The following is a 15324-nucleotide window of genomic DNA, read 5'->3' on the forward strand; positions in this document are numbered from 1 at the left end:
AAGGTACGAATTGATTTTTTTTAAAAAATGTTTTGGATAAACTAAAAATCATTCTATATTTGCAGCCGCAATAGCGAGGTACCTTAGCTCAGATGGTAGAGCAATGGACTGAAAATCCATGTGTCCCTGGTTCGATCCCTGGAGGTACCACAAAACCCGAATAGAAATATTCGGGTTTTTTGTTTTTAAGCAATTCCCAACATGACATTTCTTTAAGCTGTCACTCATCTACTTCTCCAATTTATATTCTTTTCCAATAAAATCTAACGCTTTTAAAATTTCTACAAAAGCTGAAACTATACTTATATTCTATTTTTAAAGGAAAAAAATTGGACAAAAACCACCTCTATCCCCTTTTTTAAAATTACTTAGAATAAAAAATTTTAAATTAAGTATTTAAATATAAGTATTAATACTTATATTTGCGTAATAATACTTAATTAATTAGATTATGATTAAAGTAATAGTAGTCGGAAACGGCATGGTAGGTTACAAATTTTGCGAAAAATTCATTGCAAAATCAGGACGTGAAGAATACCAAATCACCGTATTTGGAGAAGAGCCAAGACGCGCATACGACAGAGTTCACCTAAGTGAATACTTTGCAGGAAAAAGCGCTGACGACTTATCATTATCAACATCAAATTGGTATGAAGAGCATAACATTACCCTAAACACCTCCGAATTAATTACTGATATTAACAGAGAGCAAAAAACAATACATACACATCTAGAGAAAACACATACTTACGACTACTTAGTTTTAGCAACGGGTTCAGCCGCTTTTGTGCCACCCATAGAAGGAGTGGACAAAGAGGGTGTTTTTGTGTACAGAACCATTGAAGATCTGGATGCAATTATGGCTTACGCCAAAAAAATAAAACGAAATGGCGCTACCGAAGCTGCCGTTTTGGGTGGTGGATTATTAGGACTTGAAGCCGCGAAAGCAGTATATGATTTAGGACTGAATCCTCATGTAGTCGAATTTGCTCCTCGATTGATGCCAAGACAATTGGACAAAAGCGCCAGTGACATGCTGCAATCAAAAATCGAGGAACTTAATATTAGCATTCACCTTAACAAATCAACACAATATATTGCTGGAGATCATGCTATTACAGGAATGATGTTTGAAGGAGATCATTTACTTAAAGTAGATATGTTAGTAATTTCCGCAGGAATAAAACCACGTGATGAACTGGGAAGAGTTTCAGGGCTGGAAGTGGGCGCACGAGGAGGAATTGTAGTAAACAACCAGATGCAATCTTCGGATCCTTTTATCTATGCGATAGGCGAAGTGGCACTTTACAACCATATGATTTATGGTCTTGTGGCTCCCGGATATGAAATGGCCGATGTTGCCGCTGAACAAATCCTGAAAGGAGCTAAAACAATGAGAGACACCATCGACATGTCGACACAATTAAAATTAATTGGCGTTGAAGTGGCGAGTTTTGGGGATCCATTTATAGAAAATGAAGAAGTTACCGCTATTGTTTACGAAAACAAATTAAGCGGAATTTATAAAAGAATCAACGTTACCAAAGATTCCAAAACCTTATTGGGCGGGATTTTAGTTGGTGATTCCAGTGATTACAATGCATTGTTCCAAATTTACAGCAATGCCATGCCGTTACCTAAAAACCCGGAAGATTTGATTCTTGGTTCGAGAGGTGGAGAAGCATCTTCTTTTGGAAGTGCAATGGATTTACCGGATACTGCCGTAATCTGCTCTTGCGAAAATGTAACCAAAGGCGCTATTTGCTGCTCTATTGTTGATGAAACTTGCGCTACTTTTGGAGATGTTGTCAAACACACTAAAGCAACAACAGGCTGTGGCGGATGCAAACCGATGGTTGTTGACCTAGTAAAAGAAACTCAAAAATCATTAGGAAAAGAAGTCAAAGATGTTATTTGCGAACACTTTGCATACAACAGACAAGAATTATACGACATCGTAAAAATCAATAAATTCACGAACCACGATGAAGTGTTAGGAGTTGTAGGAAAAGGAGATGGATGTGAGGTTTGCAAACCTATTTTATCTTCAATATTTTCCAGTATTTACAATGATACTGCCAATAAACACATCACAGCACAGGATTCTAATGACAGATTCCTCGCGAATATTCAACGTAACGGAACCTACTCTGTAGTACCAAGAATTGCCGGTGGAGAAATTACTGCTGACAAACTTATTGTTATCGGTGAAGTGGCCAAAGAATACAATTTGTACACCAAAATTACCGGAGGGCAACGCATCGATTTATTTGGGGCCCAACTAAATGATTTACCTAAAATTTGGAAAACTCTAATTGACAATGGTTTTGAAAGCGGTCATGCGTATGGAAAATCACTGCGTACTGTAAAAAGCTGTGTGGGTAACGCTTGGTGTCGCTACGGAATGGATGAAAGTGCCGGTTTTGCTATCGAATTAGAAAACAGATACAAAGGACTTCGTTCGCCTCATAAAATAAAAGGTGGTGTTTCTGCTTGTATTCGCGAATGTGCAGAAGCCAGAGGAAAAGATTTCGGATTAATCGCAGTTGAAGGTGGCTGGAACTTATACATCTGCGGTAACGGTGGTGCTAATCCTAAGCATGCCGTATTATTGGCCGAACAAATTGACAGAGAGACCTGCATCAAATACTTAGATCGTTTCTTGATGTTTTACATCCGTACAGCGGGTCCATTAGTGCGAACTTCTACTTGGCTGGAAAAACTGGAAGGCGGATTAGATTATCTAAAAGAAGTAGTTATCGATGACAGCCTGGGAATTGTAGAAGCATTAGAAACAGAAATGCAAGGTTTGGTAGATACTTTCGAATGTGAATGGAAACAAGCCATTGAAGATCCTGAAATGATGAAACGTTTTAGCCATTTCACTAATTCTGACGAAGCCGATGACAACATTGTTTTTGTTCCGTTAAGAGATCAAAAAATGCCTAAATCTTGGTAATCAGTCATTTTAAAATAAAAACAACTACTACATAATACACAACTAATTAACTGTTTTTAGCCTTTGATTCCTCTCCTTTGGAGAGGGCTGGGGTGAGGAAAATTAAAAAATTATTCAAATGGAAAACATTCTAAATCAATACGAAACCGTAAATTTAAACGAAGTGAAAGTATGGTTCAAAGCAGGGAAAACTGCTGATTTTCCCAGCAATGGTGGTGGTTGCATCAAATACAAAAACAAACAAATCGCCATTATAAAATTTGACCGAAGAAACGAATGGTACGCTTGCCAAAACTTATGTCCCCACAAAATGGAAATGGTACTTTCCAGAGGAATGATTGGTTCTGCTGATGATATTCCTAAAATTGCCTGTCCAATGCACAAGAAAACATTCTCTCTTGTAGATGGATCAAATTTAAATGGAAATGATTTAAAAATTGCCACCTATCCGGTAAAAATTGTTGAAAATGAGGTCTTCGTAGGCTTTTTGGAATAATTATGTATCTTTGATTTTTAACTTTTCAAATGACAGCAACTCCATTTCAAAACGCCAGCGCTTGGATTGATGCAGAAAATGCACAAGATCCAAATCACGAAATCTACCAATCTGTTTCTCATCCAAAGGAACTATTGTATTCTAACAGAATGTACGAAAGGCTTATGGATTTTTATCCAAATGCATCCGAAGCTGTTCAGATTGCTTCCAAAGCACAACACATCTGCCGATGGAAAGTAGCCCGGGAATCCTACCCAATGGATCGTGTGGGATATTTGAAATGGCGCGAAGATTTGAAAAAATTTCATGCTAAAACTACGGCTGCAATTTTAGAAAAAGCAGGTTATTCCGAAGAATTTATTGCACGGGTTTCTTTTTTAATCGAAAAAAAATTACTCAAAAAAGACGCTGAAACACAACTACTCGAGGATGTAATTTGTCTTGTATTTCTGGAATATTATTTAGACCCTTTTGTACACAAACACGATAGAGAAAAACTAAAAAATATCATTCTGAAAACTTGGAATAAAATGTCCGAAAAAGGACATCAGGAAGCACTAAAAATCAACTTTAGCACAACAAACTTTCAATTGATAAAAGAGGCTCTTGGATTGTAATTCGATTTCTTTATGAAAAACAAAGCGGCAACATCCATAGATACCATTTCATTCAAAAACTTAAGGCGATTGTATTTATTCGCCTTATTGACGATTGCAATAACGGTACTATTGAGCCAGCTTTTGATACAATACAACCTAAACAGTCAGCGAAGCGATTCGCGAATAATCAACATTTCCGGAAAACAAAGAATGTTGAGCCAGAAATTGACAAAGGAGATTTTGATTCTGAATTTCGTGACGGACACTTCCAAAAGCAAGCAGGAAATCATCCGAATCAATGAAATAATCTCACTTTGGAAATTCAACCATAATGCGTTGGAAAAAGGAAATGACAGCCTTGGTTTCCCAAAAGAAAAAAGCCCCGCACTCACTAAATTATTTGTAGCTATCAAACCCAATTTTGATACTATACTTAATGCTGCAACCCGACTTTTAGAAAACAAAAAATCACATACAAAAGAACAGGAGAATCAAAAATTAGTTCAAACTATTCTTGAAAACGAAAGTATTTTTCTTTCGAAAATGAATGAAATTGTTGGTGAATATGATAAAGAAGCCCTCGAAAAAGTAACGTTGCAAAGCAAAACGGAATATGCAATTTTACTGTTTACTCTCTTGGTTTTGCTATTGGAATTCATTTTTATTTTCAAACCAACCAACAAAAAAGTAGAGACACTTATTTTTAAACTTTTGTTCTCCGAAAAAAAGGCTTTGAAACTCGCCCACGATACCGAAATCATAAGCGAAATAAAAGAAAACTCCGTCAAAGAATTGAAATCACTCAATTATGCGATGGAAAACACCTTGCTCTATTGTCGCGTTTCACCGGATGGAAAACTGATACACATTGGAGAAAAATTCTCTAAACTACTGCAATACAATCCCTTTATTTCTGATAAAACTTTCTCTCAAGTCGTAACTCCAATAGAGAAAGAACAAATCGGTATTGACCGGATTATTGCTGAAAAACAGCGAAGTGGCTGGCAAGGGGAAATCAACATTACCAATAGAAACGGGGAATCGATTTGGCTGGACTTATCAATGGTTCCAGTAACCATAAAAAAAGAAGAATCCGAATTATTGATTATCTGTTTTGATATTACTGAGCGTAAAAAAGCAGAACAGGAAGTCGAGCGATTGAACACTGAAAATGTAACCGATAAAATCAATCAGCAGAAGGTTATTTCGAGTAAAATTGTCGAAAATCAGGAAAATGAACAAAATAGAATTGCACGAGAAATCCACGACGGAATTGGACAAATGCTCACCGGATTAAAATTCAGTTTGGAAAGCATTAATCTGGACGACAAAGAAAAAGCAGCCCAGAAAATTGAATACCTCAAAAAACTGTCTTTGGATATTATAAAAGGTGTTCGCACCGCCACATTCAACTTAATGCCACCGGAATTAAGCGACCACGGAATAAACTCTGCGCTTGCAAAACTTACTCAAGAATTATCAAAACTGACTGGAAAGAATATTCTTTTTTACAACAAAACTAATTTTGATAAACGCCTAGATTCTTTAATTGAAATAAATATTTACAGACTTACGCAGGAGGCCATAAACAATGCAATTAAGTATGCCGATTCTTCTCATATTATCGTACAACTTTCACATAGTAATTCTATTTTGAGCATTACAATAGACGACAACGGAAAAGGTTTTGACATTGAAACGGCAGAAAAGAAGCGAAACAGCGAGTCTGGGATGGGATTGCTTTTTATGAAAGAAAGAATACAATATATTAATGGTCGTGTTTTCTTTAACTCCATTCCCGGTGAAGGAACCCGAATCACCTTCAATATTCCTATATAAAAGATAAATTTTAGAATTTGGACTTTATTTTTAAGAATTACGTATCTTAGCCTACTTTTTAGGTTTTTATACGTAAAAATTAGATTTTAAAATTAAGTAAATTATGAGTAATACTATTCGAGTTGTATTGGCAGATGACCATGTATTTGTGAGAGACGGAATCAAATCATTATTGGAAAACGAAGCAAATATAGAAGTTGTCGGTGAAGCGACCGACGGTCTCGAAGCATTGAAAATAGTAGAAAGCTGCAAACCTGATTTATTAATTTTAGACATTCGTATGCCTAATATGACAGGAATTGAAGTTGTTGAAAAACTACGAAGTCAAAATAATTTGGTAAAAATTGTTATGCTGTCCATGCATGAATCAGAGGAATACGTATTAAAATCAATTAAAGCCGGAGCCGACGGATACTTACTAAAAGGATCCAGTAAAGAAGAATTCCTTAAGGCATTACAGACTATTGCTAATGGTGGAAAGTATTTCAGTGGCGACATTTCATCCATATTAATTGGACAACTGAACAACTCCACTTCTATTCAGGAATCAAAACCAATGCCGGAAGAAGAGCAGTTGATTACCAAAAGAGAACGAGAAATTCTTAAACTTTTATTATCAGGCAAAGGAAACAAAGAAATTGCCGAAGCTTTAGATATCAGCAAAAGAACTGCCGAAGTGCATCGTTTTAATTTGATGAAAAAATTAAAAGTCAAAAATTTAATGGAACTTTCCAATAAAGCTAACGAGTATTCCTTGATATAAATACAATTACAAAAACACTTATTTTTCAAGAATACGTATGCTGTTTTCTTTATTTGTTGTTTAAAACAATCCAAACTCCATATTTAAAAACTATTTCTGAGGCAATCTAAACTGTTTTTAATCCTAAAAAGAATGACTTGTTTGATGATTTTACAATATACAGATTCAATTATAGCTATTTAGAAATAAATGCATCGAATTTTAAAATATTCACATAAATACGTATTTTTACGTATAATTTATTTAAATTAAGTAATAGTACTTATATTTGTAAAAAATATAGGTACGATGAAAACTTCAAACTCTTTATCCCAATCGCATAAAATTTTGTTTTTAAATACACTGGCATTCACAATATGTTTTGCTTGTTGGACTTTAAATGGTGTTTTGGTCACTTTCTTGGTAGACAACGGTATCTTCAAGTGGAGCGTTGTACAAGTGGGATGGCTTCTGGGAATTCCGATTCTTACGGGTTCCATAATGCGATTACCAATTGGTATTTTGACTGATAAATTTGGCGGAAAATACGTTTTCTCCATACTACTCCTTCTCTGCTCTATTCCCTTATTTCTACTGCCATTAGCGGATAGTTTTTTTATGTTTGCCCTTTTAAGCTTTTTGTTTGGTATGGTAGGAACAAGCTTTGCCGTTGGTATTGGCTATACTTCTATTTGGTATCCAAAAGAATGGCAAGGTAGAGCATTGGGGATTTTCGGAATAGGAAATGCAGGAGCCGCCATAACTACTTTTTTGGCACCTTCGTTATTAAATCATTTTTCAATTGAAGACCCGCAAAATGGTTGGAAATTATTGCCTGTTATATATGGTTTTGCTTTAGTCGTTATTGGGATATTTTTCTTGATTTTTGCTAAAAACAAAAAAATAGAGAACCACACCAAAACCGTTTCTCAAATGCTGCAATCCTTAAAAAGTGTGCGTGTTTGGCGATTTGGAGCCTATTACTTCTTGGTTTTTGGGTGTTTCGTTGCCTATTCACAATGGTTGTTGCCTAACTTCATGAATGTATACCAAACGAGTCTTGTCATGGGTGGATTATTCGCCACCATGTTCAGCTTGCCGTCCGGGGTGATTCGCGCTTTTGGAGGCTATTTATCCGATAAATTTGGTGCTCGAAAAGTGATGTATTGGGTATTGGGTTCCTCCGTAATCCTAAGTGCGTTGTTGATGATTCCAAAAATGGATATTACCACAACGGGACCCGGAGTTTTGGCCACCAAAAAAGGAACCATCACAATGATTTCTGATTCGAATGTAAAAATTGGTGATACTGACTTCGCCATTGCTCAAAAGACAATACAACCGCAGCAAAGTTCTATTTTTCCGGTTCGAACATCGTGGCAACAAGTTGTTGTGAGTCAGAATCAAGATGTCAAGAAAAAGGAATTGATTGCTAAAGGAATTACCCACATTCGTTTTGATGCCAATATGTGGGTGTACTTAGTTTTGGTGATTCTGATTGGTATTTCCTGGGGAATTGGCAAAGCTGCCGTTTACAAACACATTCCGGAATATTTCCCGACAGAAGTTGGCGTTGTTGGTGGAATGGTAGGAATGATTGGAGGATTAGGCGGTTTCTTTGGACCAATTATCTTCAGTTATTTATTGACAGCCACTGGAATTTGGTCCAGCTCTTGGATATTCATCCTGTTATTTTCAGCTATTTGTTTGATTTGGATGCACTATACCGTAACGAAAATCATGAATGAAAAACAACCTACGCTATCCCGAGAAATAGAACGTAAAAAATAAAAATATACTTTTTTGAATGGGTTATTTGGGTTAAAGAAATTGTTATTCATACACAAAAACCACCTTTAAAAAAGTTTCCTAAACTTTCGATTCCTCTAGAAAGTTTTTACTTCATACACAGATATAAGACTAATTTTCCTATTACGGTTTTATATCTTGTATAGAAGCTAAAAAAAGTATTCAACCGCAGATTCACAGATTTTATGTTTGTGATTTGCGGTTTTTTGTTTTTAATTTAGATGTATATTTGATTTTAAAAATAATTTTAGTGATGAATTCAAGTTAGTAATAACATGCTTGGAGAACTTAAAAATTTTAATTAAAATTAATGACAAAGACCACACAGACAATTACCAAAATCCATTTTTATATATTAGGGTTTATATTTTTAAATCTGGTTGTGAAATTTTCATTCCATTTAGGCCTAAATAATAACATTCTACTTGCGTCTAAAATAATTCTTTATTTATCAGGTATAATCCTTTTCATTTACAACATTAAACCTTTCAAAAGAATAGCTTTATACTTCTCCTTTTTTATAGCAACTCCAATAATCTTATTGTTTTTTTGGTTATTTGGAGGATTATTTTTTGGTTTATTATCTTCTTTATTATTATTTCCAATTTATCCAATAGAAACTCAATATCAAAAAAACAACATAACTATATATTCTAAATTTCAAGGTTTTTTAGGTAGTTGTTGTACTTATCAAGTAACCGAAAAGCGGTCTTTTATATTTGAAAAATATATTGGCGAAGTAAAACTTGAAGAAGTTAATAACTTAAATAATAGCGAAGTAAAAATTAAAAATAACTATTTCATATACAAACATAAAACTAATCATTATGATTATCAGAAAAATATTGAAATTAAAAAGGATACAATTGAAACGATAATAATAAAGTAGAGACGCACTGCAGTGTGTCTCTACCGTGCATATCTACAATGTGGTTATGTAGTGCGTCTTTACAATGTCCCCTGTTTAAATATATACCCAACAAAAATCCCCGTAACGTTTTAACATTACAGGGATTTTTCACTCAAAAAAATTAAATAAAACTAACTTTTATACACCATTCCCATATCTTCGATGGAGAATTTATCGGTTAAGAGGTGTAATAATTTATCTCTTAGTTCAATATATTCGGGCATTTTTACGATTTCGATTTTGTTTCTGGGTCTTGGCAAATGTACTTCTACAACTTCCCTGATAGTGGAAGCCGGGCCGTTATTTAATACCACAATTCTATCGGATAGGAATAAGGCTTCTTCGATATCGTGCGTAATCATAACGATGGTTTTCTCTCGGTTGTTTAAATTCCATAATTTCAACACTTCCAGTTGCATCGAACCTTTGGTTAAAGCATCCAAAGCGCCAAAGGGTTCATCTAATAACAACACGCCCGGATTGATGGCAAAGGCTCTGGCAATGGCGACTCTTTGTTTCATTCCACCCGATAATTGTCCCGGTAATTTATCTTTATGCTCGTATAAATTAACCATTTTCAGGTTTTTTTCTACGATTTCCAGTTTCTCTTTTTTGGAGCAATCCATAACAGAATCTACCGCTTGAAAAATGTTTTGTTCAACAGTCATCCAAGGCAAAAGCGAATAATTTTGAAAAACGATTCCGCGATCTGGTCCCGGTCCTTTTATTTTTTTATTGTCTAATACTACTGTTCCTCCTGTTGGCGTAAGCATTCCTCCAATCGCATTCATGATGGTTGATTTTCCACAACCGGAATGTCCAATGATGGAGATAATTTCCCCTTTTTTGATGGATAGATTGATATCTCTTACGGCAATATATTTTCCTTTTGGTGTTGGAAACGAAATTTCCAAATCTTTGATTTCTAAATAACTCATGATTTCTTTATTTAATGATTTGAAGATTGGCTCTAAAAATCAATGTTATTTTATAGTGAATTCTTTATGTATCGGGTTTGCGTGAGTGATGGCAGTGGAGCTCTTTTTTGAGCCGATTTTTTCGGCTTAAAAAAAGCGGGAACGTACAGCACGACCCGAAGTTGCGAGGCGACAGACGAAGCAATCTGAAGGGGCACGCCCAAAAGAAGAACTTCCTGATTTTAAACTACGCTTTGTAAGCTACTTTATTTTCGATAAAAGTGAAGATTCTGTCAAAAAGCAATCCTACAATCCCGATGATGATAATGGCCGAAATTACTTTTTCGAGACTTAGCGCATTCCAGCTGTCCCATACAAAAAAGCCGATTCCTGCGCCACCGGACAACATTTCGCCCGCTACAATTACCAACCAAGCAACGCTAATACTCAATCGCAATCCGGTTATGATGTGTGGCAAACTGTACGGAATTAAGATTTTGGTGAGGTATCTCATCTTGGAAAAACCAAAAGCTTTGGCTACATTTTTATGATCTTGTGGAATCGAAGCCACTCCAAAAGAAGTGTTTATCAGCGTGGACCATAATGAGGTGATGAATACGATAAATATGGTAGCCATTCCGGTATCTTTGAAAACGACCAACCCAATTGGAAACCAAGCCAGTGGCGAAACGGGTTTGAGCAATTGTACTATTGGATAAAAAATTTGTTTGCAAATAGTGCTGGCTCCCATTAAAATCCCGATTGGAATAGCGATTAAAGAACCCAACAAAAACCCGGAAAGTACCGTTTTGATAGAGCTGAACAATTGCAATCCAATTCCTTTGTCATTTGGTCCGTAATCATAAAACGGATCGCTTAACATTTCTTTTAAAACGGTCAAAGTAGCCACTGGTCCCGGAAGCGCGTCTTGTGTAAAATAACTCAATAGGCTCCAAAAACCTCCAAAAATCACCAAACCAATTCCGGCAAAAAAGCCTGATTTAGATTTTTCAAGTAGTGCATTTACGGCTAATTTGAGTTTATAATTTTCTGCTGCGACACTTTTTTTGCTTTCTGTCGCCACATTGATGGATGAATCTAATGCATCAATAGTTAGTGTGTTTTTATCAGACATGGTTCTAAAATTTAGTTTAATAATTCATTTATCTTTTTACAACTTTCAAATAAGCCGCAGGATTTGCAGGGTCAAAAACCGTTTTGTCCATTGTAAGTGCAAATGGTTTCATATCGTCATTTGGCACTTTAATTTTCATGCTTGCCGCTACTTCTTTATACAAATCATCCAAAATCAATTTATCAGCAATGGCAGCATAATTTGGCGCTTCTTTCAAATATCCGAATCTAACAAACTGTGCCATCGCCCATATTGCGTGTGATTTACGAGGAAAGTTCACCATTCCGCCTTTGTGAAACAACATATAATCTTTGGCATATACTTGTGTTCCTTGGTTGCAACCCAAATCATAATTTCCCATCAATCTGTTCTCGATTACATCAGCCGGAGCGTTCACGTAAGGTGCTCTACCGATAATCGCCGCTGCTTTTTTACGATTTACAGGATTGTCTAACCAAATGCAGGCTTCCATAACGGCTTTCATTACTTTTACTAAATCGGCTTTGCGTTTGGCACTGAAATCCTTGTTTACCACCAAAGCTTTTTCCGGATGATCTTTCCAAATATCCTGAGAAGCCACTTGTGTAAATCCAATTCCTTGTTTTACCGCAACACCGCCCCAAGGTTCACCTACACAAAATCCATCCATATTACCCACTTTCATGTTGGCAACCATTTGAGGCGGTGGAATTGTAATGATTTTTACTGCTTTTTGATTCAAACCAGCAATTGACATCCAGTTGCGCAACCATAAATCGTGTGTTCCTCCTGGAAATGTCATCGCAAAAGTCACTTCTTTTTCGGCTTTTAATTTGGCCGCAACAACCGGAGTCACTTTATTCATTTGCTTGAATCCCACTTTTCCACAAAAATCTTTTGAAAGCGTAATCGCTTGTCCGTTTACATTCAACATCATTGCAATTTTCATTTCGGAACCTGCTTTTCCACCTACTCCAGTGTATACTGAAAATGGCATCGAATACAAACAATGTGCTCCGTCTAATTCTCCTGTCAGGATTTTGTCACGAACATTCGCCCAAGACGATTCTTTGGTTACCACAACCTCAACACCATATTTCTTGAACAAACCCAATTCTTTTGCCATAACAATTGGCGAGCAATCCGTAAGCGGAATAAATCCTAATCGCACCGGATCATTTTGGGCGGTTATTGTTGTAAAAGCGGAGCTGAATACTACTAAAACCATCAATAGTATTGTTTGGAAAGTCCTTCTTATTTGTTGATTTGATTTTTTCATTTTAAAAAGATTTAAAAGTTATTTTTTTATTTTTTAGCTAAAAAATTAGGTTTAACATTGACCATTACATACGCAAATTGCGGACTTAAATCTGGAGTTGTAACATTTTTAACCGCTGCCGAAGCCATAGAGTTAGTCGCTTTCATGATAGAATAACCTGCTTCAATATTGATCATTTTGGTTAAATTGTATTTCACTAACAAATCCACTTCGGTTCCTAAATAAGAACTTAATTCTCCTCCGGCTCCGTTAGATAATTTATCCGCAGCTTGAAAACCATGAACATCTAAAAAGAGACTCAAATTATCTTTTACATTGTATTTCACTTTGAAGAAATAGTTTAGCAATCCTTGTTTTCCAAAGCCATTCGCCGCATAGAAATAATCCATGCTTCCCCAGAATTTATGTGGTGTTCCGTAAAGTGGATCAAAACGATTATTATCTGACGTCGCCGTTACAGTTTTTGTACCGTCATCACCCGATAAATAATCGATTCCGGGACCTACAAATAATTTTCTTCCCACTTGTAAAGTTGAAGTAATCGAAGCCAGATTGGCACTTATAGAACGACCATCTTTGTCCTTTCCACCTTGATGGTAGAGACTTCCCGTAAGATTCAGTTTTCTTGTAATGGCAGAATTAAAATAAAATCCAGTTGTATTACGGCTCCAAACTCCTTCTCCAAATACTTTAGTAGTTACCGCCGGAGTTCCTGAAGTTACATTAGTGTATTTATTGAAATCATCTTTGAAGAACAGAAAAGACACGTCTCCAAAGAAGAATTTTCGACCTAAATACGCATACTGAAAGGATTTATACATTGTTCCAATTCCGTTTGTACCGGCACCATAAGCAGGATTTGTCCCGTTATAAATGGTGCTTGTGTTTAGTTCTTTATTTTGGTTAAAAGCAGCTCCAACATCAGCAATCCAACCTTTATTTGCAAACTTAAAAACAACAGCATCGTGTCTTCTTCCTTGTTGCAACCAGTCTAAACCGCCCAATACTTTTTGGTCATCATACGAGATTTCCTGGCGTCCAAACTTAACAGATAGATTTTGGATTTTACTAATCGTATCATTCAACATAATCTCTCCCCAAGCTTCATGCAATAAAATTCCGTTATTCGCTTCAGTAGTTGTTCTGTTTATAGTTGAAGCATCTTGACCCCAAACGCGTACGTCTTGCAAAGCCATAAATACTTTAAAACGATACCCTGTATATCCTATATTTAATCGCGCTCTTTGAGAAGTAAACAAACCTGCTTTATCATCTTCTTTCTGCAACGTTCCTTGTCCTGCTCTAAGTTCTGTTCTTTCTCTTACTTGTCCTGTTGCTGTTAATTGCGCTTTGGTTTCGTTATAACTTAAAAATGTTAAAGCAATGCCTAAGAAAATAGATTTCGAAAGAGTTCTACTTGACATTTTTTCTTTGCTTAATCCTTGAATACGTAATGATGTGGTTTTAATCTTTTGCATAATCATCTGTTTTAATTAGTATGAAGCAAATTTACGTAAGTACAAATACTTACGTATAATGTAAAAAACAGCTGTAAATAGCTTTTTAATACCAGAAAAAAAGTAGTTATGTCAGTTTAATTTCTGCCTTTTAGCAGTAAATAGCAGCAAACCCAGCAATCGCTTGAGGTGAGCTGAATTGAATACGTAGAAAAGGAAGTGGAAACTTCTGGGATTTTCTGGAGAGGCATTTTGATAATTGACTTTTAAAGACTTTCGATGTCAATTAAATGGAAAATGGTGGTGGATACAATCTGAAATTGAGCACTAAAGGTATTTGTGCTCTTTTATTTCAGATTTTAATTTGTCTGTGTTGACCAATCCTATTTTCTTACCGATGGTTGTAATAAGGACTTCTTTCTTTAAACTTGAAATCACTCTAATTACTTGCTCATCAGTAGTTCCTGCAAAATCGGCAATTTCTTTTCTGGATAAATCCAAATCGATAACACCGTTCAACTGACCAAATTTTTTATGAATATACAATAAGGTATCAATGACTCTTTCCCTTACGTTCATTTGGGCAATTTTTCGAATATTATTCTCGCTTTTATTCAATTCTTCTGCGTAGAACAACATTAAATCAAAGGTGAATTCGGGAACATTATGAAGTATTTCCAGCATGTCTTCATTACTGAAATTACACAACATCGTATCTTCTAAAGCGTACGCTCCAATGTGGTAGCGCTTGCTCGTACCGAAGCCTCTAAAACCAACTGTATCGCCATCTTTGGTCAAACGCACAATTTGTTCTCTGCCGTGAATGCCTGTTTTGACAGTCTTTACTTTTCCTTTGTAAATAAAATACAAGCCTTGGATTGGCGCTCCTTCAATTATAAATTGTTGCGATTTTTTACAAGTGAAACTTCGATTTTTATCAATGTACTTTTTCATTTGTTCTAAATGAAGATGCTTTTTTATAAAACAATTTTCATTTACGCAACTGGTACAAGTGGCTAATTCTTCTTTCATACGTAGCTAAAATTTAAAAATCGTTTACAAAATGATGGGATGCATTCATTTATTTTAACCAAAAATATAAAATAATATTCATTTAATACGTATTAATACGTAAAAATACTTATTTTTACATTTCAATATCTTAGTTAGCGCTCAAATACAGCCTTTCATTATTAATAAAGA

General features: G+C 35.5%; 12 protein-coding genes and 1 tRNA gene. 8 read left to right on the top strand and 5 right to left on the bottom strand.

The annotated features are described in order from the left end of the window. Positions 1–77 precede the first annotated feature (77 nt). The 8 genes from QLS65_RS10290 to QLS65_RS10325 all read left to right on the top strand — a co-directional run bounded on the left by QLS65_RS10290 (position 78) and on the right by QLS65_RS10325 (position 9333). Positions 78–150, top strand: a tRNA-Phe gene (locus QLS65_RS10290). A gap of 301 nt (positions 151–451) precedes the next feature. Beyond that, positions 452–2959 carry a nitrite reductase large subunit NirB gene (nirB, locus tag QLS65_RS10295; RefSeq protein WP_282717360.1) on the top strand — a complete coding sequence of 836 codons (2508 nt, stop codon included), beginning with the start codon at positions 452–454 and terminating at the stop codon, positions 2957–2959. Between the two features lie 118 nt (positions 2960–3077). Beyond that, positions 3078–3455, top strand: a complete 378-nt coding sequence (nirD, locus tag QLS65_RS10300; RefSeq protein WP_282717361.1) for a nitrite reductase small subunit NirD — start codon at positions 3078–3080, stop codon at positions 3453–3455. 29 nt (positions 3456–3484) lie between these two features. Continuing rightward, positions 3485–4072, top strand: coding sequence for a DUF4202 domain-containing protein (locus QLS65_RS10305; RefSeq protein WP_121340842.1), 588 nt, complete (start codon positions 3485–3487; stop codon positions 4070–4072). A gap of 12 nt (positions 4073–4084) precedes the next feature. Continuing rightward, a complete protein-coding gene (locus QLS65_RS10310; RefSeq protein WP_282713156.1) occupies positions 4085–5893 on the top strand; it encodes a sensor histidine kinase in 1809 nt (602 codons plus the stop codon). A gap of 103 nt (positions 5894–5996) precedes the next feature. Beyond that, positions 5997–6656, top strand: a complete 660-nt coding sequence (locus QLS65_RS10315) for a response regulator (protein ID WP_282713157.1) — start codon at positions 5997–5999, stop codon at positions 6654–6656. Positions 6657–6944: 288 nt separating this feature from the next. Beyond that, positions 6945–8426 carry an MFS transporter gene (locus QLS65_RS10320; protein WP_282717365.1) on the top strand — a complete coding sequence of 494 codons (1482 nt, stop codon included), beginning with the start codon at positions 6945–6947 and terminating at the stop codon, positions 8424–8426. A gap of 328 nt (positions 8427–8754) precedes the next feature. Beyond that, positions 8755–9333, top strand: a complete 579-nt coding sequence (locus QLS65_RS10325) for a hypothetical protein (RefSeq protein WP_282717367.1) — start codon at positions 8755–8757, stop codon at positions 9331–9333. A gap of 152 nt (positions 9334–9485) precedes the next feature. On the opposite strand, the gene QLS65_RS10330 is transcribed toward QLS65_RS10325, so the two are convergent. From QLS65_RS10330 to QLS65_RS10350, 5 genes are all read right to left on the bottom strand, one after another. Next, the gene (locus QLS65_RS10330; protein ID WP_282717369.1) at positions 9486–10292 is read right to left on the bottom strand and encodes an ABC transporter ATP-binding protein; all 807 of its coding nucleotides are present in this window, start codon (positions 10290–10292) and stop codon (positions 9486–9488) included. A gap of 226 nt (positions 10293–10518) precedes the next feature. Beyond that, positions 10519–11406 carry a nitrate ABC transporter permease gene (gene ntrB, locus QLS65_RS10335; RefSeq protein WP_282713161.1) on the bottom strand — a complete coding sequence of 296 codons (888 nt, stop codon included), beginning with the start codon at positions 11404–11406 and terminating at the stop codon, positions 10519–10521. A gap of 28 nt (positions 11407–11434) precedes the next feature. Then, the gene (locus QLS65_RS10340) at positions 11435–12664 is read right to left on the bottom strand and encodes a CmpA/NrtA family ABC transporter substrate-binding protein (RefSeq protein WP_099713647.1); all 1230 of its coding nucleotides are present in this window, start codon (positions 12662–12664) and stop codon (positions 11435–11437) included. A gap of 26 nt (positions 12665–12690) precedes the next feature. Then, positions 12691–14142 (bottom strand): alginate export family protein, encoded by a 1452-nt coding sequence (locus tag QLS65_RS10345; protein WP_282717372.1) that lies wholly within the window; start codon positions 14140–14142, stop codon positions 12691–12693. 306 nt (positions 14143–14448) lie between these two features. Continuing rightward, positions 14449–15153 (bottom strand): Crp/Fnr family transcriptional regulator, encoded by a 705-nt coding sequence (locus QLS65_RS10350; RefSeq protein WP_099713648.1) that lies wholly within the window; start codon positions 15151–15153, stop codon positions 14449–14451. Positions 15154–15324 lie beyond the last annotated feature (171 nt).

Origin of the sequence: Flavobacterium algoritolerans (genome assembly GCF_030010385.1) — a bacterium.
In the GTDB taxonomy this organism is placed as follows: Bacteria; Bacteroidota; Bacteroidia; order Flavobacteriales; family Flavobacteriaceae; genus Flavobacterium; species Flavobacterium algoritolerans.